The 21638-nt window shown below is 68.1% G+C and carries 20 protein-coding genes; 9 read left to right on the top strand and 11 right to left on the bottom strand.

Annotation, left to right across the window (positions count from 1 at the left end):
* Positions 1–3: 3 nt before the first annotated feature.
* The 4 genes from ACVCMI_RS17385 to ACVCMI_RS17370 all read right to left on the bottom strand — a co-directional run bounded on the left by ACVCMI_RS17385 (position 4) and on the right by ACVCMI_RS17370 (position 4457).
* Positions 4–1311 (bottom strand): hypothetical protein, encoded by a 1308-nt coding sequence (locus ACVCMI_RS17385; RefSeq protein ID WP_447097946.1) that lies wholly within the window; start codon positions 1309–1311, stop codon positions 4–6.
* 150 nt (positions 1312–1461) lie between these two features.
* On the bottom strand, positions 1462–2253 hold the full coding sequence (locus tag ACVCMI_RS17380) for a polysaccharide biosynthesis protein (RefSeq protein WP_447097947.1): 792 nt from the start codon (positions 2251–2253) through the stop codon (positions 1462–1464).
* Positions 2250–3803, bottom strand: a complete 1554-nt coding sequence (locus ACVCMI_RS17375; RefSeq protein ID WP_395120354.1) for an XrtA system polysaccharide chain length determinant — start codon at positions 3801–3803, stop codon at positions 2250–2252. The genes ACVCMI_RS17380 and ACVCMI_RS17375 overlap by 4 nt, the downstream gene beginning before the upstream one ends.
* A 33-nt stretch (positions 3804–3836) precedes the next feature.
* The gene (locus tag ACVCMI_RS17370; protein ID WP_395120353.1) at positions 3837–4457 is read right to left on the bottom strand and encodes an XrtA/PEP-CTERM system exopolysaccharide export protein; all 621 of its coding nucleotides are present in this window, start codon (positions 4455–4457) and stop codon (positions 3837–3839) included.
* A 153-nt stretch (positions 4458–4610) separates the two neighbouring features.
* Between ACVCMI_RS17370 and tviB the strand changes: the two genes are divergently transcribed.
* Together tviB and ACVCMI_RS17360 are read left to right on the top strand one after the other, a co-directional pair.
* Entirely contained in the window at positions 4611–5888 is a 1278-nt protein-coding gene (gene tviB / locus ACVCMI_RS17365) for a Vi polysaccharide biosynthesis UDP-N-acetylglucosamine C-6 dehydrogenase TviB (protein WP_447097948.1), read from the top strand.
* A 62-nt stretch (positions 5889–5950) separates the two neighbouring features.
* The gene (locus ACVCMI_RS17360) at positions 5951–6973 is read left to right on the top strand and encodes an NAD-dependent epimerase (RefSeq protein WP_447097949.1); all 1023 of its coding nucleotides are present in this window, start codon (positions 5951–5953) and stop codon (positions 6971–6973) included.
* A 49-nt stretch (positions 6974–7022) separates the two neighbouring features.
* Here the strand turns inward: ACVCMI_RS17360 and ACVCMI_RS17355 are convergent, their stop codons facing one another.
* The gene (locus ACVCMI_RS17355; protein WP_395120350.1) at positions 7023–7238 is read right to left on the bottom strand and encodes a twin transmembrane helix small protein; all 216 of its coding nucleotides are present in this window, start codon (positions 7236–7238) and stop codon (positions 7023–7025) included.
* Positions 7239–7297: 59 nt separating this feature from the next.
* On the opposite strand from ACVCMI_RS17355, the gene ACVCMI_RS17350 reads away from it, so the two are divergent.
* Genes ACVCMI_RS17350 through cyoE form a run of 4 tightly spaced genes read left to right on the top strand, consistent with a single transcriptional unit; the run spans position 7298 to position 10701 of the window.
* Positions 7298–8026 carry an SURF1 family protein gene (locus ACVCMI_RS17350; RefSeq protein ID WP_447097950.1) on the top strand — a complete coding sequence of 243 codons (729 nt, stop codon included), beginning with the start codon at positions 7298–7300 and terminating at the stop codon, positions 8024–8026.
* A gap of 34 nt (positions 8027–8060) precedes the next feature.
* Positions 8061–8633, top strand: a complete 573-nt coding sequence (locus ACVCMI_RS17345) for a hypothetical protein (protein WP_447097951.1) — start codon at positions 8061–8063, stop codon at positions 8631–8633.
* The gene (locus ACVCMI_RS17340; RefSeq protein WP_447097952.1) at positions 8633–9793 is read left to right on the top strand and encodes a COX15/CtaA family protein; all 1161 of its coding nucleotides are present in this window, start codon (positions 8633–8635) and stop codon (positions 9791–9793) included. Before ACVCMI_RS17345 ends, ACVCMI_RS17340 begins: the two co-directional genes overlap by 1 nt.
* Positions 9794–9798: 5 nt before the next feature.
* Positions 9799–10701 (top strand): heme o synthase, encoded by a 903-nt coding sequence (gene cyoE / locus ACVCMI_RS17335; protein WP_447097953.1) that lies wholly within the window; start codon positions 9799–9801, stop codon positions 10699–10701.
* Positions 10702–10801: 100 nt separating this feature from the next.
* Here the strand turns inward: cyoE and ACVCMI_RS17330 are convergent, their stop codons facing one another.
* The gene (locus ACVCMI_RS17330) at positions 10802–11560 is read right to left on the bottom strand and encodes a 4'-phosphopantetheinyl transferase family protein (protein ID WP_447097954.1); all 759 of its coding nucleotides are present in this window, start codon (positions 11558–11560) and stop codon (positions 10802–10804) included.
* 453 nt (positions 11561–12013) lie between these two features.
* Here ACVCMI_RS17330 and ACVCMI_RS17325 point away from each other — a divergent pair, with 453 nt between their 5' ends.
* Together ACVCMI_RS17325 and mgtA are read left to right on the top strand one after the other, a co-directional pair.
* On the top strand, positions 12014–12241 hold the full coding sequence (locus tag ACVCMI_RS17325) for a hypothetical protein (RefSeq protein ID WP_395120344.1): 228 nt from the start codon (positions 12014–12016) through the stop codon (positions 12239–12241).
* Between the two features lie 101 nt (positions 12242–12342).
* Positions 12343–14982, top strand: coding sequence for a magnesium-translocating P-type ATPase (gene mgtA, locus ACVCMI_RS17320; protein WP_447097955.1), 2640 nt, complete (start codon positions 12343–12345; stop codon positions 14980–14982).
* A gap of 55 nt (positions 14983–15037) precedes the next feature.
* Here mgtA and ACVCMI_RS17315 read toward each other — a convergent pair whose 3' ends face one another.
* Both ACVCMI_RS17315 and ACVCMI_RS17310 read right to left on the bottom strand, forming a co-directional pair.
* Positions 15038–15823 carry a LytR/AlgR family response regulator transcription factor gene (locus ACVCMI_RS17315; RefSeq protein ID WP_395120342.1) on the bottom strand — a complete coding sequence of 262 codons (786 nt, stop codon included), beginning with the start codon at positions 15821–15823 and terminating at the stop codon, positions 15038–15040.
* A complete protein-coding gene (locus tag ACVCMI_RS17310) occupies positions 15820–16824 on the bottom strand; it encodes a sensor histidine kinase (RefSeq protein WP_447099574.1) in 1005 nt (334 codons plus the stop codon). Before ACVCMI_RS17310 ends, ACVCMI_RS17315 begins: the two co-directional genes overlap by 4 nt.
* A gap of 273 nt (positions 16825–17097) precedes the next feature.
* Between ACVCMI_RS17310 and ACVCMI_RS17305 the strand changes: the two genes are divergently transcribed.
* Positions 17098–17817 carry a hypothetical protein gene (locus tag ACVCMI_RS17305; protein ID WP_447097957.1) on the top strand — a complete coding sequence of 240 codons (720 nt, stop codon included), beginning with the start codon at positions 17098–17100 and terminating at the stop codon, positions 17815–17817.
* Between the two features lie 127 nt (positions 17818–17944).
* On the opposite strand, the gene ACVCMI_RS17300 is transcribed toward ACVCMI_RS17305, so the two are convergent.
* From ACVCMI_RS17300 to dnaG, 3 genes are all read right to left on the bottom strand, one after another.
* Positions 17945–19000: a bile acid:sodium symporter family protein gene (locus ACVCMI_RS17300; protein ID WP_447097958.1), complete on the bottom strand. Its 1056-nt coding sequence runs from the start codon at positions 18998–19000 to the stop codon at positions 17945–17947.
* Positions 19001–19119: 119 nt separating this feature from the next.
* Positions 19120–19740: a DedA family protein gene (locus ACVCMI_RS17295; RefSeq protein WP_447097959.1), complete on the bottom strand. Its 621-nt coding sequence runs from the start codon at positions 19738–19740 to the stop codon at positions 19120–19122.
* Between the two features lie 130 nt (positions 19741–19870).
* Complete coding sequence (gene dnaG / locus ACVCMI_RS17290) at positions 19871–21607, bottom strand: DNA primase (RefSeq protein WP_447097960.1); 1737 nt, start codon at positions 21605–21607, stop codon at positions 19871–19873.
* Positions 21608–21638 lie beyond the last annotated feature (31 nt).

The following is a 21638-nucleotide window of genomic DNA, read 5'->3' as shown; positions in this document are numbered from 1 at the left end:
CCGTCACCTCCGGTAGGCCACGCCGAGATAGATCTCGTTGGCATGGTAGCTGGCGCCGACGGTGTCGCTGTGACGCACGCGACGGGTGAACGACGCGTTCCAGCTCCAGTGCTCGGTGCGCTGGGTGGCAAGGATCAGGCCGAAGTTGGTGGTGCGGTCGGTGCGCGCCATCGTGTTGTATTCCATCGACTCGGTGTTGCCGAACAGCGACAGCGTGGTGCGCGGGTGCAGTCGGTAGTCGAGGCCGAGGGTGCCGCCGCGGCCGCGCTGGCTGTCGGTGGGGTCGTTGACGTAATCGAAGTTGCGGTACAGCGGCGCGATGCGCAGGTTCCAGCGCGTGCCGACGTAGGTGTAGACCACCTCGTAGCGCCGCTCGGTATAGACCTGCGAGCTGATCACGGTGGCACCGGTGTTGATGTTCGACGGTGCCGGCGCCGATTCGCCGGGGTTCTGGTCGAGCTGGTTGATCAGGTCTTCCGCCGCGTCGCCGTACTGGCGCGCACCGCGCAGCAGCAGGGTGCTGTTGGGGGTCATGCGCCAGGCCACGCTCAGCCGCGCCAGCGGCGTGTTGATCGACTGCGCCTGGTCGAACGAGAGCCGTGACCAGCCCACCGAGGCATTGACGTCGAGCTGGCTGAGGCGGCTGACCGAGCTGACGAACAGCTGGGTGCGGTTGTAGGCCGGACCGGCGTCGGCGTGGTCGAAGGTCACCCGCTCGGTTTCCGCGTTGGCCGACAGCGATGCGGTGGGGCTGAGATCCTTGAACAGGCGCAAGGCCAGCAGGCCGCGCGAGGAATCGAACTCGTTGGTCTTGGACGCGCGGCTGTCGATGTAGCGCAGTTCGGCCTGGCCGCGCACGGTCGGGTTGAGCCGGAAACGCAGGGTCGGGCCCAGCGTCAGCACGTTGGTCTGCTGCTGGTTGTCTGGCGCATTGCTGGAGAAGGTCGACAGCGGCTGCACGCTGGCCACGTCGCGCACGGTGAAATCCAGTCGCTCGGGCAGCACCGTCCAGTTCGCCTGGCCGGCGAGCTGGGCCAGCGTCTGGTTATCGAAGGCGTGCGCCAGGTAGTCGCGGTACTCCAGGTTGCCGACCACGTCGGCCTGGAAGGTGGAGCCTTCCTGCTGATAGCTGAAGTCGAAGCCCGGGATCAGCATGTTCTGGCTGATCGGGTCGGTTTCGGTCAGGCCGATGTTGTCGCTGTGGCCCACGCCGACGCGCCAGCCGTAGTCGAACTGCGCCGCCGATGCGCCGGTCGAGGCAATGACCAGCATCGACCCCAGTACGCAATTGCGGGTGCGATATGTCGACATGTGTGCGTGCCCCCTTGTCTTGTCCATGATCGTCGAGCCCTGAACCTGCGGAAACCGCATCCGATGGCTTGCCCCTGGCGCTGCGAGTCTGGCAGATCCGCGCGGAACCGTGCGGTGGGGCGGAGTGTCGCAACGCCCCGCCGGACGGCCTCACGGTGCGTGGTTGAACACCACTCCGGCCACCTTGTTCGCATCGAAACTGGCCACCGCCTGGCTGATCGCCGCCGGCGTGTCGCGGCCGTAGCCGGCCACCACCACCACCTGGTCGGCCAGCTCGGAGAGGATGCGCGCGTCGGGCGAGCCCTTGATCGCCGGCCCGTCCAGGAACAGGTAGCGGTCCGGGTAGCGGCAACGCAGCGAATCGACCACCGCGCGCATGCGGAACGAGGAGAAATACTCGCCGCTGTTCTCGCGCGTGGAACCGGCCGGGATCAGGCGCAGGCGCGGGATGCCGGTCGGGTAGATGATCGACTTGATGCCGATCGACGGCTGTTCGAGGAAGTTGATCAGGCCCTCGCTGCCGCGCGCCACCCCCAGCGCCTCGTGCTGGGTCGGGTAGCGCAGGTTGCAGTCGATCAGCAGGCTGGTCTTTGCTTCGTCGAAGGCGAACGCGAGGGCCAGGTTGCGCGCCACGAAGCTGCCGCCCGACTTGGGGCTGACCGGCACCACCATGGTCACGAAGTTGCGCTCGCCGCCGAGCCACAGCAAGCGCGTGCGGATCTCGCGGAAGGCATCGGACTGCGTTCGCACCGACTCGTCGCGGTGGATCAGCCGGCGCTCCTCCAGCTGCCGCGGCACCAGTGCACCGGTTTCCGACATCAGCGCGATCGAATGGCCCGGTGCAGCCTTGGCCTCGTCGCCGGCGGCCGCGGCCCGTTCGCGGGCCTCGGGCTCGCGCGAGAGCAGGTTGATTACCGACTTGTCATCGTCCCGAGCGTTCATGCCAGTCCCTTCAGCTTCAACCAGAACAGCAGCGCATAGGCCAGCACCACGCACAGCACGATCGCCACCAGCGCCAGGTTGCGCCGCCGCTCGCGCTGATGGTCGCCCGGTGTCGGGTAAAATGGAACGGTCGCCAGTACCGGCAGGCCGGTCGCCTGTTCCAGTTGCTCCGCCGAGCGCACGCGCGGATCGAAGCGGGCGAAGCCGAACAGCACGCCGAACGGGACCGCCAGGCCGGCGAGGATGCCGGCGATGCCGAAGTGCATGAAGCGCAGTCCCGAGGGCACCAGCGGCATCACCGCGGGGTTCTGCACCACGAACGAGGCGCCATCCTGGTCGGAGTCGAGGTTCATCGACACCCGCGCGCTTTCGCGGCGCTTGAGCAGGTCCTGGTAGACGTCCCGGTTGACCGTGTAGTCGCGGGTCAGCTCGGCGGTGACCGCCTCGGAGTTGGCGATGCGCTTGCTGCGGTCAAGCTCGGAGTCGAGCCGCGCCTGCGCCGCGCCCAGCCGCGCGGTGGTGGCGGCGATGTCCGAGCGCAAGGTGGCGAGCTGGCTGCGCATCTGCTGGTAGAGCGGGTTGAACTGCACGGCGCTGCCGTTGGTGCCGGTGTCGCCGATCGCGCGCGGCGCCTTGGCCGATTGCTGGTCGGCGCTGGCCAGCAGGCGGCGCAGGTCCTCGATCTGGTGGCGGGTACGCACCACGTCGGGATATTCGTCGGTGTAGGTCAGGCGCAGCTTGTCCAGTTTCGACTGCAGTTCGGCGAGCTGGCTTTCGTAGATGCCGTTGGAGGTCTGCACCGCGTTGACCTCCGACTCGCCGGAGAGCTGGCGCTCCAGCGAGCCGGCCTGCGAGCGCTTCTCCATCAGGTCCATCTGCGCCGTCTCGATCTGGTTGCGCAACTGGCTGATGCTGGCGTTGGTGTCGGCCTCGCTGCCCGGGCGCGCGTCGGCGTTGGCGTTGCGGTAGTCCTTGAGCTTGTTCTCCGCGTCGGTCAGCTTCTTGCGGTAGGCCTCGACCTGGCTGTCGATGAAGTCGAAGGCGTCGCGGCTCTCCTTCATCTTCGAGGCCACGCTTTCGCTGATGAACAGCTGGCCGAACGTGCGCGTCACGTCGAAGGCGCGCCGCGCGTCGCTGTCGTGGTAGCTGATGGTGATGAGGTTGTCGCGCGAGATCGTGACCAGGGTGCGCGCCTTGATCTCCTGGATCAGCTTGTCCTGGTCGACCGGGGAGGGTTTGTGCGCCATCCAGCCGCCGGCCACCAGCACCTGGTCCATGACCTTGCGGCTGAAGATCACCGCCTTGGCGATGCCGGCGCGGTTGGTGTTGCCGGTGGCGGCGGCGGCGCCTTCCATCAGCGGCGTGATGATGCTGCTCTTCTGCGCCAGGATGGTGACCGAGGCGTCGTAGCGCTGTGGCCAGTTGATGCCGGCGATCAGCGCCAGCATCGCGATCGAGGCAAAGATGACCGCCAGCGACACGCGTCGTCGCTTGGCCTCGGTCCACAGCACCGGGAGCAGTGCCAGCAGGGGATTGGGTTCTTCGTTCATGGACGGGTCGACTCGCGTGCCTGTGCCGGCAGCTCAGAACGCCCGCTGCGGCACGGTGATGACGTCACCCGGCTGCACCGGGTAGTTGGTCGTCAGGTTGCCCTTCTGCAGGATGCTGTCCAGCCGGATCGCGTACGACTGCGTGGCGTCGCCCGATTTGCGGTACAGCTCGGTGCGGTCGGGCGCGGCGAATTCGGTGGTGCCGCCGGCGGCGAGCACCGCGTCGAGCACGGTCATGCCCTGGCGGTAGGGGATCGACACCGGCGTGCGCACCGCGCCGGTCACGCGCACGCGCGAAAGGTATTCATGGCTGCGCAGCGAGGTGAGGATCACCGCCACCTGCGGGTCGCGCACGTAGGCCTGGAGCTTTTCCTTGATCTCCGCGGCGACCTGTTCGGGCGTGCGGCCGCCGGCCTGCACGTCGCCGATCAGCGGCACCGTGATCATGCCGTCCGGGCGCACGGGTACGCTGACGCTCAGGTCGGGGTTGTGCCACACCGACACCTGCAATTGATCGTCCACACCGATATGGTAGACGGCGACCGCCTGGGCTTCGGGGTTCACCGAAGGTGCCTGCGTCGAGCCGGGACCGGTGGCACAGCCGGCAAGCACGAGCAACAGGCCGAGCATGAGCAGTTGGCACAACGATTTCATGGCAATCCTCCTGATTGTCTTTCAGAATGTGCAGAATATCACGGCAGGAACGTCGACAACCGGATATGCGGACACGGCGCGCGGACTGCGCCGGACCGGCCGTCGGCCCGCTTCGCGCCGCGCCCCATCAAGGAAATCACGGGACAGTTACCTATGCAGCAGCTGGAAAACACCAGGGTCGCCATCGTCGGGCTGGGCTATGTCGGCCTGCCGTTGGCGGTGGAGTTCGGCCGGCGCTACGACACGGTCGGATTCGACATCCGCGCCGCACGGGTGGACGAGCTGCGCGCCGGCCACGACCACACGCTGGAGGTCGATGCGGCCGAGCTGGCGGCGGCCACCCGCCTGCGCTTCAGCGCCGAGCTGGAGGGCATCCGCGGGTGCAACGTCTACATCGTCACCGTGCCCACCCCGATCGACGCGGCCAAGCGCCCCGACCTGACCCCGCTGGTCAAGGCCAGCGAAAGCCTGGGTCAGGTGCTGGAGCGTGGCGACATCGTGGTGTACGAATCCACCGTCTACCCCGGCTGCACCGAGGAGGTCTGCATCCCGATCCTGGAGCGCGTCTCGGGGCTGGTCTTCAACCGCGACTTCTTCGCCGGCTACAGCCCGGAGCGGATCAACCCGGGCGACAAGCAGCACCGGGTCACCAGCATCCTCAAGGTCACCTCCGGCTCCACCCCCGAGGTAGCCGACTTCGTCAACCGGCTGTACGGCTCGATCATCACCGCCGGCACTCACCAGGCCAGCTGCATCAAGGTGGCCGAGGCCGCCAAGGTGATCGAGAACACCCAGCGCGACCTCAACATCGCGCTGGTCAACGACCTCGCCAAGCTGTTCAACACGCTGGGCATCGACACCCTGGAAGTGCTCGAGGCGGCCGGCACCAAGTGGAACTTCCTGCCGTTCCGGCCGGGTCTGGTCGGCGGCCACTGCATCAGCGTCGATCCGTACTACCTCACTCACAAGGCGCAGGAGGTGGGCCATCACCCGGACGTGATCCTGGCCGGCCGGCGCACCAACGACAGCATGGGCGAGTACATCGCCGGCCAGGTGGTGCGGCTGATGGTGCGCAAGGGCATCAACCCGGTGCATGCGCGCATCCTGGTGCTGGGATTGGCGTTCAAGGAGAACTGCCCGGACCTGCGCAACACCCGCGTGGTGGACATCGTGCAGGCGTTGCGCGGCTACAACACCGCGGTGGACGTGTACGACCCCTGGGTCGACGCGGCCGAGGCGCGGCACGAGTACGGCCTGGACCTGGTCCAGGCCCCTGCCGCCGGCGCCTATGACGCCGTGGTGGTGGCGGTCGGCCACCGCGAGTTCGCCGCGCTGGGCAGCGCCGGCATCCGCGCCTTCGGCAAGCCGTCCAGCGTGCTGTACGACGTGAAATACGTGCTGCCGCGCAACGAGGTGGACGGCCGCCTGTAGCCAGCGCCGCGCGCCGCGACTGCGTATCATGGGGAGGTTTCCCCGCCGCAGGCCGCCCGCGCATGAAAGTCCTCGTCACCGGCACCGCCGGCTTCATCGGTTCCCACGTCGCCATGCGCCTGCTTGAGCGCGGCGACGAGGTGATCGGCATCGACAACCTCAGCGACTACTACGACGTGGAGCTGAAGAAGGCGCGGCTGGCGCGCTTCGCCGAGCACCCGGGCTACCGTCACGAGCCGGTCGACCTCGCCGATCGCGCGGCGATCGAGGCGGTGTTCGCCCGCCACAAGCCGCAGCGGGTGATCAACCTGGCGGCGCAGGCCGGGGTGCGTTACGCCGCGCAGAACCCGCACATCTACGTGTCCACCAACGTCACCGGCTTCCTGCATGTGATCGAGGGTTGCCGTCACCACGACGTCGAGCACCTGGTCTATGCCTCGACCAGTTCGGTGTACGGCGCCGACACCAAGATGCCCTTCTCCGAGCACCAGTCGACCGAGCATCCGCTGACGCTGTACGCGGCCTCGAAAAAGGCCAACGAGATGATGGCGCACAGCTACGCGCACCTGTACGGCCTGCCGTGCACGGGGCTGCGCTTCTTCACCGTCTACGGGCCGTGGGGCCGGCCGGACATGGCGTTGTTCCTGTTCACCCGCGCGATCCTGGCGGGCGAGCCGATCAAGGTGTTCAACCACGGCCACCACAAGCGCAGCTTCACCTACGTCGACGACATCGTCGAGGGCGTCGTGCGCACGCTGGACAAGATCCCCGGCAAGGACCGCGGCTGGGACGGCAACGCACCCGACCCGGCCAGCAGCGGGGTGGCGCCGTACCGCATCTACAACATCGGCAACGAGCAGCCGGTGGAGCTGCTGCGCTACATCGAGGTGCTCGAACAGTGCCTGGGTCGCAAGGCGCAGATGGAGATGCTGCCGCTGCAGGCCGGCGACGTGCCGGACACCGAGGCCGACATCTCCGACCTGATCGCCTCGGTCGGCTACCGGCCGCGGGTGGGCGTGGAGGAGGGCGTGGCGAATTTCGTGCGCTGGTATCGCGACTATTACCGGGTCGGCGGGCAAGCCTGATCGACGTGGCGCGCGCCGCGGCAACGCCGGGGCGGCACAACCGCTACAATTACGGGCTGACGCCGTGCGGGTGCAGCCAGCCCATCCAGATGCCCAGCACGACCATGCCGATCAGCACCAGCGACAGGCCGATGCGGCGGGTCAGCGCCCACACCGTTCGTCGGTCGTCGTCCTTGTCCTTCATCATGAAGAACAGCGCCTGGCCGAGATTGAAGATCACCACCAGCAGTACCACCACCAGCGCGACTTTGTAGATGGTTTCCACGTGATCGGTCCGAGCGATTTCGACAGCGGCAGTATAGCCACCCGCGGCAGCCGCACCGCGTGAACGGCTTTCGCCGTCCGTCGTGGTGGGCGTTGCTGCTGACGGCGGCCGGCGCCTTGCTGTTCCTGCGCCTGGGCGTGTGGCAACTGCATCGCGCCGACTTCAAGGAATCGCTGCTGCGGCGCTATGCCGCAGCGGAAACCGCGCCATCGCAGGACTTCGCCATGGTGGCCGCCACGCCGCCGGCGGGCAGCTTTCCGCGCGTGCAGGTGCACGGCCGTTACCTTGCCGACCGGCTCTACCTGCTGGACAACCCCAAGCATGACGAGCGCGGCGGCGTGGAGGTGTTTGCGCCGTTCGAACTGGCCGGGCACGCGCCGCTGCTGCTGGTCGACCTGGGTTTCCTGCCCGGCAGCGGCAACAGCAAGGCGCCGCAACTGCCGCCGTTGCCGGCCACGCCGGTCGAGCTGCGCGGCTTGTACGTGCCGCCGCCGCCGACCGGTTTCGAGATGGGCGGCAATGCGCTGGCGCGGCAGACCCGCTGGCCGAAGCAGAGCATCTACCTGGCGATGGGCCAGGTGGCCGCCGACCTCGGCCGGCCCTTGTACCCGCGCGTGCTGGCGCTGGATGCGGACGCCTCCTCGATCTACGTGCGCCAGCACACGCTCGACCTCTCGATGCCGCCGGCGCGACACCGCGCCTATGCGTTCCAGTGGTTTGCCTTCGCCGTCGCCGCGGTGGTGATCCTGCTGGTGCTGCATCGCAAGCGCCCTCCGCGCGGGCGATGATGACCCCACCGATGTCCTGTGATGAATGTCCACGATGAACACCGCTGACCCCAACCGCACGCGCAAGAGCCGCATCCACCTGTTGCTGATCGCACTGGTGTTCCTGGCGCCCATGATCGCCGCCGGCGTGCTCACCTTTGCCGGCTGGCAGCCGGGCACCAAGGGCAACGGCCAGCCGATCGTGCCGCAGCGCAATTTCCTCGACGAGCACCTGCGCGTCGTGCTGGCCGATGGCGGCGATTACGCCTGGCGCGACAGCGAGCCGCGGATGACCCTGGTGGCGCTGGCCGGCCCGGATTGCGCCACGCAATGCCTGGCCACGCTCACCGCCATGGCCAAGGCGCGGGTGATGCTGAATCACAAGCAGGATCGCCTGCGCCTGCTCTACCTGGGCACGCCGCCTGCCGATGCGGCGGCACGCGAGGCGATGTCGACGTACTGGCAAACCGGCCGCGATGTCGACGGCAAGCTCGACGGCTATCGACCCGCCACGCCCGACAGCGTCGGCGCGCTGCTGGTGGAATCCAACGGCACCGCGCTGTCGTTCTATCCGCCCGGCTTCGATGCCGCCGGCCTGCTGCGCGACATGCGCAAGGTGATCAAGTGATGTCGGCGCGTCAGCGGAAGTTTCTGCGCGGCTTGTCGCTGCTGGCGGCGCTGTTCGCCTTCGGCCTGGTGATGTTCGGCGCCTTCGTGCGGCTGTCCAACGCCGGGCTGTCCTGTCCGGACTGGCCCACCTGCTACGGCCAGGTCACCTGGCCGCAGCACGCGCAGGCGGTGGCGCACGCCGACGCGGCGTTCCCGGACCGTCCGTACGAGGCGCACAAGGCTTGGCGCGAGCAGGTGCATCGCTTCCTCGCCGGCACGCTGGGCGTGATGGTGCTGGTGCTGGCGCTGGCCGCCGCGTGGCGGGACCGGCGCGTGCGCGCGATGGTGGTGGTCGGCGCGATATGCGCGGCGATCGGCGTGACCATGTACATGCGCGGCGAGCATGTGTTCTCGTCGGTGCTGGCGGGCGTGGCGATCGCCGCGCCGCTGTTCGGCGCGTGGCGACTCGGTGGTGGCGGCGCGCGGCGGATCAGCGTGCTGGTGTTCGCGGTGATCGTGTTCCAGGCGATGCTCGGCATGTGGACGGTCACCTTGCTGCTGAAACCGGTGGTGGTCACCAGCCACCTGCTCGGCGGCATGCTCACCTTCGGCCTGCTCTCGTACGTGGCGCTGCGTTTCGCCGGCGTCGCCGCGCCGGACCAGCGCCTGGCCGCGCTGCGCAGCCTGGTGGTGGCGGGCGTGGTGCTGCTGGCGTGCCAGATCGCGCTGGGCGGCTGGACCTCGTCCAACTACGCGGCGCTGGCCTGCGGCTACGGCCCGGGCTCGTTCCCGCAGTGCCTGGGCCAGTGGGCGCCGCCGACGGATTTCCGCGAAGGCTTCATCCTGTGGCGCGGCATCGGCGTCAACTACGAAGGCGGCGTGCTGGACATGGCCGCGCGCAGCGCGATCCAGATCGCGCACCGGATCGGCGCACTGGTGGTGTTCTGCTATCTCGGATGGCTGGCGTTCAAAGCGGCGCGCGGGGGTTTGCGGGCGCACGCGCTGGCGATCGCGCTGATCCTGCTGGCCCAGGTGACGCTGGGCATCAGCAACGTGTATTTCGGCCTGCCGCTGCCGGTGGCCACCGCGCACAATGGCGTGGCGGCCTTGCTGTTGTTTGCCCTGCTGGCGACGTTGGCGCGCACGCAGGCGGCCGTGCCGATATCAGAGGAGTCGTGAGCGAGATGGAGTTGATCCGCGAATATCTGCAGCTGACCAAGCCGCGCGTCGTCGCCTTGCTGGTGTTCTGCGCCGTGATCGGCATGTTCCTCGCCGTGCCCGGCCTGCCGCCGTGGCGCGGCCTGGTGTTCGGCACGCTGGGCATCTGGATGGCGTCCGGTTCGGCGGCGGCGTTCAACCACCTGATCGACGAGCGGATCGACAAACTGATGGTGCGTACCGCGCGCCGCCCGCTGGCCACCGGCAAACTCACCGCGCACCAGGCGCTGGCGTTCGCGGTACTGCTGGGCATCGCCTCGATGCTGGTGCTGGCGCTGCTGGTCAACACGCTGACCGCACTGCTGACCTTCGGCGGATTGATCGGCTACGCGCTGGTCTACACCCGCTACCTGAAGCGCGCCACGCCGCAGAACATCGTGATCGGCGGCCTCGCCGGCGCGATCCCGCCGGTGCTGGGCTGGACCGCGGTCACCGGCGAGTTGCACGCATTCGCGCTGCAGCTGTGCCTGATCATCTTCGTGTGGACGCCGCCGCACTTCTGGGCGCTGGCGATTTTCCGCCGCGAGGATTACGCACGCGCCGGCGTGCCGATGCTGCCGGTCACCCACGGCGTGGTCTACACCCGCTGGCAGGTGCTGTTCTACACCATCCTGCTGGTGCTGGTGACCCTGCTGCCGGCGATCACCGGCATGAGCGGGTTGCTCTACCTGGCTGGTGCGATCGTGCTCGACGCGGGCTTCCTCTACTACGCGATCCGCCTGCTCAACCCGCCCGACGAGCTGTACCCGATGAAAGTATTCAAGTACTCCATCGTGTACCTGATGGCCTTGTTCGCCTTCCTGCTGCTCGACCACTGGCTGGTCGACCCGCTGCTGCAGCATGGGGCGGTGCTGCAGCAGATCGGTTGAACGGTGGCGCGGGCTGCGCGCGCGTCGGTGGGGGGCTTCGGCGGGGGATTTTCGGATGAGTTGTCGGCGGCGACGGAAGGCGAGCGCGGTGTCGCCGCCTTCACCAGACGAAGCTGGTCGCGACCGTGTCGGGGCGGAGCATCCTGAAGCAGACGGGGTGGCAGCTGCCTTCCGGCAGGTCGGGGCAGAGCGTTTCCGCCAGCGTCAGGGTCAGGCGGCCGGCATCTGCGTCCAAGGCGGAAACCCGCGCGGCGCTGAAATCGAAGTAGCGGCCGGCTGCCGCGTGCGCACCCTTGAAAAGGCTCTCCTTGGCGGAGAACGCGATCGTGAGGAGCATGTCGTCGGACAAGTGACCGTGCTGCTTCTCCAGCAAGGCGAGTTCGCCCGGCGTGAAGGCGAGTTCCCGCACCGCGTCGCGGGCGGCGGCCTCGATGACCTCCTCGAAGTCGATGCCGATGCCCCTCACGGCCGACGCCTGGACGGCGATTGCGCCAGCGAGGTCGCGCGTGTGCGTGATGCTTCCCGTCACGCCCGCCTGCCACCGTGGTTCCCTCGATGATCCGATGCCAGGAATCGACGCAACGACGCCGAGGCGCTCGATCGCGTGGCGGGCCGCGATCCGGCCCGCCAGAAACTCGGCCTGCCGTTTGGGCACGGCCCTCTGCAGTGCAGCCGGAAGCGGCACGCCATGCTGCTCGAAGGCAGGCAGGGCGAACGCCGCGGAAGAGAACTCGATCACGAAGGCCGGGGGCAGTCGTGGGTCATCATCGCCCACTTCCAGCCAGCGTGCGCTGCGCAGCAGCGCGTCGTGCCCGTCGCATTCGGGCGAGGGTCGGCTGGATCTGTCTTGCGCTGTCAAGAATGTCTCCCTGCGTCCATCGGCTCCCGACGCAATCGAGGCCGCGGACCATCTTTGGTGCCGCGAGTGGTGCCGGGAGTCGGGGGCAAGCATAGTGGGATCGGGCAGCGCGCGCCGTCGTGGCGTTCGTTTCCCACGCCGGTGGCATGCAGTTTTTCTATCCATTTTCCGAGGTCACGCGCGGCCCGGCGATTGACAGTTTTGCACTGCGGCACGACAATGCGCGCGCCCTGCGGCGCGCTGCGCCGCACGGCTTCCAGTCCTGACAAACCAAGGCATATGGACGTTTACCCTAGTCGCAACGTCGACATCCGCTCGCTTCGGGTGCCGGCGCCGCACAACAACAAGTTGAACGCCTGCGGCGACCGCCTGCGGTCGGCTGGTGCTTTCCACTAGGGAAAGTCCGGCCCACTCCTGAGGACGCCGACGGCGTCGTTACCAGGAGATGAGCCGATGAAGCTCCTTCACGATTTCTTCCGCTGGCCGTTTGCCGGCGTCCGTGCCGTGGCGTCCCAGCCGGCGGCGTTGCCGCGTGATTTCAGCGTGACCGTGCCGGCCCCGTTGGCCGGGTCGGCGAGCCCTTCGCCGCAAACCCTGGAACCCTCGCGCAACGGACGACGCGAGCCGGCCTCGTTCCTGCGCTCGCCGCGTCGCCGGCGGCTGGGCCGCGCGCACCGATGATCCACCGCTGCGGACGCTGCCCCGGGCAGTCCGTCCGCGCCCTGCGCATTCGCTGACGCCACGCGCGTCTTTCCCGGCCACGCGTTACCCGGACGCACCCGATGAGCAAGCCATTCCCGACGCGCGGCCGCGATGCCGCCGGTGCGCCGCCGCCCGCCCTTGCGGCCACGCTCGGGCATGCGTTTCGCAGCCCCGAGGCGCTGCTGGACGCGTTGCAGAGCAACCCCGGCGGGCTCGACGCCGAACAGATACGCGCGCGCCTGCAGCGTGACGGCCTGAACGAGGTCTCGCGCGAGAAGCCGCCGCACTGGTCGCTGCAGTTGCTGCGCGCGTTCCGCAACCCGTTCATCGTGGTGCTGCTGGTGCTCGCCGGCGTGCAGCTCGCCACCGACGGCAACGATCTCACCGGGCCGCTCATCATCGCGGTGATGGTGGGCATCAGCGTGTTGCTGAGTTTCACCCAGGAGTACCGCTCCTCGCGCGCCGCCGAGCAGCTCAAGGCGATGGTGCGCAACACCGCCACCGTGCGGCGCCGCGCCTCGGACGGCCACAGCGAGCAGATCGAGGTGCCGGTGCGCGAACTGGTGGTGGGCGACATCGTGCAGCTGGCCGCCGGCGACATGGTGCCGGCGGACCTGCGCCTGCTCGGCGCCAAGGACCTGTTCATCAGCCAGGCGATCCTCACCGGCGAGTCGGTGCCGGTGGAAAAGGCGGCGCCCGCGGCGACGGTGCCCGGCGTCGTCGACGACCCGCTGGAACTGGCCAGCGTCTGCTACATGGGCACCAACGTGGTCAGCGGCACGGCCAGCGCGGTGGTGCTGGCCACCGGGGCGCGCAGCTATCTCGGCTCGCTGGCGCACAGCATGGCCGGTGCGCGCGTGCAGACCAGTTTCGATCGCGGCATCCGCTCGGTGAGCTGGCTGCTGATCCGCTTCATGGCGGTGATGGTGCCGGTGGTGTTCGTGATCAACGGGCTGGACAAGCACGACTGGGGCGAGGCGTTCCTGTTCGCGCTGTCGATCGCGGTGGGGCTGACCCCGGAGATGCTGCCGCTGATCGTCACCGCCAACCTGTCCAAGGGCGCGCTGGCGATGTCGCGGCGCAAGGTGGTGGTCAAGCGGCTCAACGCGATCCAGAACTTCGGTGCGATGGACGTGCTGTGCACCGACAAGACCGGCACGTTGACGCTGGACCGGATCGTGCTGGAGCGCCATCTCGACCTCGACGGCGAAGCCTCCGACCAGGCGCTGGAATACGGCTACCTCAACAGCCGGTTCCAGACCGGCCTGAAGAACCTGCTCGACAAGGCGGTGCTGGCGCATCGCGACCTGGAGGCGGCGGCGACGCGCTATCGCGTGGTCGACGAGATCCCGTTCGACTTTCAGCGCCGGCGCATGTCGGTGGTGCTGGCCGACGGTGCGGGCGAGCACCTGCTGATCTGCAAGGGCGCGGTCGAGGAGATGTTGTCGATCTGTGCCTGGGCGCAGACCGGCGGCGTGATCGAGCCGATGACCGGGGAACGCCGCCGCGCGATCAAGGCGATGACGCACAGCCTCAACGAGGACGGCCTGCGCGTGCTGGTGGTGGCCGTGCGGCGACAACCGGCGCAGGCGCATGCCTATGGCGTGGCCGACGAGGAAGGACTGGTGGCGGTCGGCTGCCTGGCCTTCCTCGACCCGCCGAAGGACTCCGCCGCCACGGCGATCCGCGCGCTGCACCAGCACGGCGTGGCGGTAAAGGTGATCACCGGCGACAACGAGGCGGTGACCCGCAAGATCTGCCGCGAGGTCGGGCTCGACGTCGGCGAATCGGTGCAGGGCCGCGACATCGAATCGCTCGATGACGCTGCGCTCGATGCGCTGGTCGCGCGCGTCACCGTGTTCGCCAAGATGTCGCCGCTGCAGAAGGCGCGCGTGGTGCGCTCGCTGCAGCGGCTCGGCCACACGGTGGGCTTCCTCGGCGACGGCATCAACGACGCGCCGGCGCTGCACGATGCCGACGTCGGCATCTCGGTCGACACCGCCACCGACATCGCCAAGGAGTCGGCCGACATCATCCTGCTGGAGAAGAACCTGATGGTGCTGGAGGAGGGCGTGCTCGAAGGCCGCGTCACCTTCGGCAACATCATGAAGTACATCAAGATGACCGCCAGCTCGAACTTCGGCAACGTGTTCAGCGTGCTGGTGGCCAGTGCGTTCCTGCCGTTCCTGCCGATGCTGCCGTTGCAGATCCTGGTGCAGAACCTCTTGTACGACATCTCGCAGCTGTCGATCCCGTTCGACCGCATGGACGAGGAATACCTGAGCAAGCCGCGCAAGTGGGATGCCGGCGACATCGGCCGTTTCATGGCGTGGATCGGCCCGGTCAGTTCGATCTTCGACATCACCACGTTCTGGCTGATGTGGCACTACTTCGGCGCCAACTCGCCGGCGCACCAGTCGCTGTTCCAGTCCGGCTGGTTCATCGAGGGCCTGCTCTCGCAGACCCTGATCGTGCACATGATCCGCACTCGGCGCATCCCGTTCCTGCAGAGCGTGGCCTCCGCGCCGGTGCTCGGCTTGACCCTCGCGATCATCGTGCTCGGCATGCTGATCCCGTTCAGCACGCTCGGCGGCAAGATCGGCATGGTGCCGCTGCCACCGATGTACTTCGCCTGGCTGGCGCTGACCCTGGCCAGCTACTGCGTGCTGACCCAGCTGGTGAAGGTCATCTACATCCGCAGGTACGGGCGTTGGCTCTGATCGCCATCCGCGTCTCTGATTCCGCACCCCGGGTGATTGCGCCGATCGGCGCGGGTCACATCTGGCGGAACAGGTGCAGATACGTGCGGCTCACGGGCAGCACCTCCGCGCGGCCCTTCAGGTGGATGTCCGCGGTCTCGTTTTCGCCACGCAAGACATGGCTGATCGCGCGGAGATTCACCACCACGGAACGGTGCACCTGCACGAAATGCGCAGCATCCAGTTGCGCCACCAGTTCCTTCAGCGGCGTCCGGATCAATCCCCCGGCTGTCTTGCCGTCGTCGCCGCGCCATGCAACCAGGGTGTACTTCTCGTCAGAGCGCAGGAAGTCGATCTGGTCGACCGAAACCAGGCGCAGCGCCTGCCCGACCGAAACGCGGATCCAGCGCAGCGGCGTCAGTGCCGCCTTCTTGCAAAGGTGCGCTTCCAGTTGCTCCAGAAGCGTGCGGGTGTCGGGTACCGGTTGCGCGGCGCGCAATCGTTCCTGCAGACGCGCCACCGTGTCGCTCAGGCGTGCCAGTTCCACCGGCTTCACCAGGTAGTCAAGCGCACCCTGTTCGAAGCCCTGCACAGCGTACTGGTCGAACGCGGTGACGAAGACGAGATGTGCACGGCGATCGATGAAGCGCGCCACCTCCACGCCGGACAGGGCCGGCATATGCACATCGAGAAAGCAGATGTCGGGCCGCAGCGCCTCGAACTGCTCGACGGCCTCGCGGCCGTTGCGCGCCTGGGCGACAACATGCAGTTCGGGCCAGGCCTGCGCAAGCAGCCGCATCAGCTGCTTGCGCAACAGCGGCTCGTCATCGGCGATCAATGCAGTGGGGCGCGAACTGCTCATGCCGGCCTCTCCCGCGCAGGAAACTCGAGTTCGGCGCAGACGCCCTTCGGTTCGAGCGGCAGCAACCGCAACTGCGTATCGCCGCCGAAAGCCAGCTGCAGGCGCTCGCGCAGGTTCGAAAGTCCGGTGCCCAGCCCATCGCCGGCCCGCCCCAGGCCGACGCCGGTGTCGATGACTTCAGCGCGGCAGCGCCCGTCCCTCACGCGCACGCGCACATCGATCCGGCCGCCTTCCTCGCTCGGGTCGATGCCATGCCGTACGGCGTTCTCGACCAGAGTCAGCAACGTCATCGCCGGAAGATGCGATGCCAGGGCCGCTTCATCGGCGTGCAGCGTGAACTGCAGGCGGTCGGGCATGCGCATGTGCATCACTTCCAGATACGCGCGCACCAGCTCGATTTCCTGTGCAAGTGTGGTCATCGGCTCGTGCAGGCGCGGGACCGCCGCACGCAGGTACGCGATCAGGCTGCCGAGCACCGCGGAGGCCTGCGGCGAGCCGGAATCGACCAGCTCGCGCACGTTGGCCAGCGTGTTGAACAGGAAATGCGGCTCGACCTGCGCCTGCAACAGCCGCAGACGGGCTTGCGCGGCATTGCGCTCGTACTCGCTGCGTTCCAGCTCGAAGGCCAGCGCCTGGCGCTGCGCGTGGCCGTTGATGTGCCGGTACAACGCCGTCATGGCGATCCATGGCGTCAGCAGGAGGCCCAGCCCGGTGATCATCGCGAAGCCGGACAGCCGGTCTGCATTGCGCGGCCAGGGCACTGCGTCGCCAAACGTGGTCAGCGAATAGGCGATCGCCACGGCGAACGGCACCGCAATCGCCACGCCTGCGACCTGCAGCACCCAGCGCGCCATCCAGCGCGGCAGGCGCCTGGGCCAGCGCTCGAACAGTCCGAAGACCATCAGCTGGAACAGGCCCAGGAACATCATGCGGACAAACAGCACGGCCCACGGACCCTCCCAACTCGGCAGCAGGAGAACGCTCAGCACCAGGCTCGTCATCAGTACGAGCCGCACGCGTCGCCAGCCCAGCAGGCGGGGGTGCAGACCTCGTGGTTCTAGCGCGGGAGCCGTGGTCGCCATGGACCAACTATAAAGTAGGGTGCGGGTGGATTCGCACTGTGCGACCCGGCTCCGCAGCCCATCGCCGCCGTTCGTCCACGGCGATCGTCAGTCGACCCGCCCAGGCCGTCGTCCATCGCAAACGGCTCGCTTTCGCGCCTTCCCGCGGTCAACGTTTCGCTCGCGAAATCCGGCACGGGAGAGGGGTGGGACATGACGTGGCAGTTGATGGTGCATATCGTTGGCGGAGCCCTGGGTCTGTTGTCCGGAGCCGCGGCCATGATCGCGGCGAAGGGCAGTCTGCCCCATCGCATGGCGGGTCGCGTCTTCTTTGCCTCGATGCTGGTGATGGCGGTCATGGGTGGATATATCGCCGTCCTGGCGGGCGTGCGTGTCTCGGTATTGGCGGCGGTACTGACGGCCTATCTGGTCAGTTCGGGCCGGCTCGCCGCCCGGCGCGCCGACGGCGAGGCCGGCATCCTGGAATGGCTTGTACTGGCCGTCGGGGTTTCGGTTGCCGCCTATGGCCTGCATCTTGGCATCGAGGCCCGGAGCGGCCGCGCAGACGTGCTCGACGGCACGTTCGTCGTTCCCGCGGCGATCTACTTCGTGTTTTCCGGGATCGCCGCCTTCGGTGCCGTCAGCGATGCATGGACGCTCGCGCGTGGCGGCCTGAAACGCCGATCCCGAGTCCTGCAGCACCTCTGGCGAATGTCCGTGGCGCTCTATATCGCGGCCAGCTCGTTTTTCACCGGGCAACAGGACCTCTTCCCGGAGACCTTGCAGGGCTCGTTCCTGCTCCAACTGCCGGAGCTTCTGGTGATCGGCCTGCTTGTCTTCTGGGCGCTGCGGGTCGCGCTGTCGAAGCGGTACCGCGCGCAGAGGCCTGCGAGGGTGGATCAGACAAAGGAAGTGAAATCGCCATCACTCTGAGGAAACGACGGATTCGTGCAACTTCGAAATTCGCCCGAAATGCGCAGGGGAGCGGAACTCGTCAGCCGCCGCTGTCGTCCCCTGCAGGGGCTGGTCGTCCATGCGGTCCTCGCGACTGCCCCAACCATCAGTCCGCCTCGCGATCATCCCCGACCATCGAATGCACGCGCCGCGCCGCGTAACGCCGCGCCACCACCGCGCACACCATCAACTGCAATTGATGGAAGACCATCAGCGGCAGCACCAGCGCGCCGAGGCCGCCGGCCTGGCCGGCGAAGAGGATCTTCGCCATCGGGATGCCGCTGGCCATGCTCTTCTTGGAGCCGCAGAACACGATGGTGATCTCGTCCTCGCGCGAAAAGCCCAGCCGGCGCGCGGCCCAGGTGACGGTCGGCATCACCACCGCCAGCAGCAGCGCGCAGGCGGCCAGGATGGCGAGCAGGGAAGACGGCGGCGTGTCGTGCCACAGGCCTTCGACCACCGCAGCGCTGAAGGCGGTGTAGACCACCAGCAGGATCGTGGCCTGGTCGGTGAAGCCAAGCAGCGGCTTGTGCCGGTCCACGAAAGTGCCGATCCAGCGTCGGGCGAAGTGGCCGAGCGCGAACGGCAGCAACAGCAGCAGCACGATGTCCAGTACGCCATGCCAGGAGACGCCGCTGCCGTGGCTTTCCAGCAGCAATCCCGCCAGCAACGGGGTCAGCACGATGCCGAGGAGGTTGGACGTCGACGCGCTGACCACCGCGGCCGGCACGTTGCCGCCGGCGATCGAGGTGAACGCGATCGACGATTGCACGGTCGACGGCAGCAGGCACACGAACAGCAGGCCCAGGCTCAGCTCTGGCGTCAGCACGGCGTCGCCGAGCGGGCGCAGCGCCAGGCCGAGCAACGGAAACAGCACGAAGGTGCTGGCCAGCACGGTCAGGTGCAACCGCCAGTGCGTCATGCCCTGCACGATCGCTTGGCGCGGCAGCTTGGCGCCGTGCAGGAAGAACAGCAGCGCGATGGCCGCATCGGTGACGAGGTCGAACACGCGTGCCGTTCCGCCCTCGCAGGGCAGCAGCGAGGCCAGCAGCACCGTGCCGAGCAGGGCCAGCGTGAAGTTGTCGGGAACCGCGCGACGCCCAGGAGCGTGGGCGGTAGAAACTTTCGAGGCGAAAAAGTGGCTGCGTGAGAACAGATTCATGACGATTCGCTGGCCCATAGTGGTTCTATGGGCCAAGAAGCGGCGGGAATATGGACCACGCAGGCGCTTTTGCAGCCCGGAAGATTTCTAGCGCCCACGCTCCTGACCATGCAGGCGGTTCAGTCCAGCGTGCAGCGGGCGCGGCGGCGGTGCCGCCACCAGGAGACCAGCAGCACCAGCAGCAGGATGCCCAGCAGCACCCACAGGCTGGCCTGGCCGCGATGCATCCACGTCAGCAACCACTGGTGGTTGTCCGCGCCGACGAAGCCCAGGTAGACCCAGAACGGCACGCTGATCAGCGCGGCGCTGCCGTCGAGCAGCAGGAAGCGCAGGAACGAGACCCGGTGGGTCATGCCGGCGGTGAGATAGATCGTGGTGCGCATGCCGGGCAGGAAGCGCGCGATGAACAGCACGCGGTTGCCGTAGCGGTGGAACTTCTCCTGCACCTTGGCGTAGCGCGCCGGGGTGAGGATGCGCGCCACGAAGCGCCATTGCAGGATGCGCGCGCCGTGGCGGTAGCCGAGCAGGAAGATCGCGCAGTCGCCCAGCAGCACGCCGAACATCGCCAGCGCGACCATCGCGTGCACGTTGGCATAGCCCAGACCGGCGATCACGCCGCCAGCGACCAGGGTGATGTCTTCCGGCAGCGGCAACCCGGCGCCGCAGATCATCAGCGCGATGAAGACCGCCAGGTAGCCGTTCTCGGCAAAGATCGTGACCAGCTGCTGCAGCAGATCCATCAGTGTTTTCGTGCCTTCTGCCGTCGCGTCCCGGTCGCGGCCGTGCATGATCCCACAGCCGCGGCGCCCTTGCGGCGCGCCGGGACAGCATGCCGCACGGCGCGTGCGGCCTCCGGCAGCGCGGCGGCGTTCATGCCGGCGCCGTCGGCGGGGCCACGCGGGCGGCCAGCAGTTCGCGCAGCTCGGCCTTCTCGGCGCTGTCCAGCGCGCCTTCGCGGCTCTTGGCGGTGAGCGCGTCGCGGCGCTGGCGGACGGATTCTTCCTCCATCCGCCGCAGGGCGTCGAAGAACTCGGCGGCCTGCGCCTCCGCTTCGCCCACCACGGTGGCGGCCATCAGTTTCTGCAGCGCCGGGTATTCCGGCCGCTCGGCGAAATGCTCCACCAGCATCGCCGGGTTGATGCCGGGACGCGCGCGCGCCAGGTCGAGCAGTTCGGCCAGGAGCTCCACGCCGGGCTTGTCCAGGCGCAGGAAGCGGTAGGGTTTCTCCACCCGGTCGGCCATCCCCGGCTGGGTCAGCAGCAGCGAGATGGCGCTGCGCACCAGGCTGCGCTGCACCGCCATCGGACGCTGCACCGCGCGATGGGCGGCGGGGTCGGCCTGCAGCATCGCGCGGGCGCCGCTGCGTTTTTCCAGCTCCTGCGCCATCAGGTCGCGGAAGGCGCCGTCAGGCAGCTTCGCGATCAGCGGCCGCGCGCGCTCGGCGAGCCGCGCGCGCCCGTCGAGGCTGGCCATGTCGACATCGCGCGACAGCTCGTTGAAGAAATAGTCCGACAGCGGCATCGCTTCCTTGATGCGCCGTTCGAAGCCGGCCTTGCCTTCCTTGCGCACCAGCGAATCGGGGTCCTCGCCGTCGGGCAGAAACAGGAAATACGCCTGGCGGCCGTCGCGCAGCCGCGGCAGCGCGGATTCCAGCGCCTTCCACGCCGCGGCGCGGCCGGCGCGGTCGCCATCGAAGCAGAACACCACGTCGGGCGCGGCGCGGAACAGCAATTCGGTGTGCTCGGGCGTGGTCGCCGTGCCCAGCGTGGCCACCGCGATCGGCAGGCCGGCCTGGTGCAGCGCGATCACGTCCATGTAGCCCTCGACCACCACGATGCGGGTCAGGTTCGTGTTGGCCTGCTTCACCTGCCACAGCGCGAACAGCTCGCGGCCCTTGTGGAACAGCGTGGTCTCCGGCGAATTGAGGTACTTGGGGGATTGCTCCGAGCTGAGCACCCTCCCGCCGAAGGCGATCACGCGCCCGCGCCGGTCGAGGATCGGGAACATCAGCCGTTCGCGGAAGCGGTCGTACTTGCTGCCGCGTTCGCCGGTGGAAACCATGCCGGCCTCCTCGAGCAGCTCCATGCGGCGCGGGCTGCTGCCCAGCGCCTTGCTCACGCCGTCGTAGCCGGCCGGCGCCCAGCCGAGACGGAAGCGCGCGATGGTATCGGCGTCCAGGCCACGCTTCGTGCAATACGCCTTCGCCTCGACGCTGCCCGGCAGCTGCTGCTGGTACCAGCTGGCGCTGGCGTCGAGCAGGGCGTAGAGATCGGTCTTGTCCTCGCGCGGGCGCTCGTCGCGGCCGCCTTCGCGCGGTACGGTGAGGCCCACGGACTGCGCCAGTTCCTCCACCGCGTCGGGGAACTCCAGCCGGTCGTAGTCCATCAGGAACTTGATCGCGCTGCCGTGCACGCCGCAGCCGAAGCAGTGGAAGAACTGCTTGGCCGGGCTGACGTAGAACGACGGCGTGCGCTCGTTGTGGAACGGGCAGCAGGCGGTCCACTCGCGGCCGGCCTTCTTCAACGGCACGCGCCGCTCGATCACGTCGACGATGTCGACGCGGGCGAGCAGTTCATCGATGAAGCTGTCGGGGATCAGGCCGCGCATAGACCGCCTAGTCTAGTCGGTCGCCGCCGGG

The organism is Rhodanobacter sp. UC4448_H15, assembly GCF_052978265.1.
The sequence above is the reverse complement of the archived record's forward strand: the minus strand, read 5'-3'. Positions and strand labels throughout refer to the sequence as shown.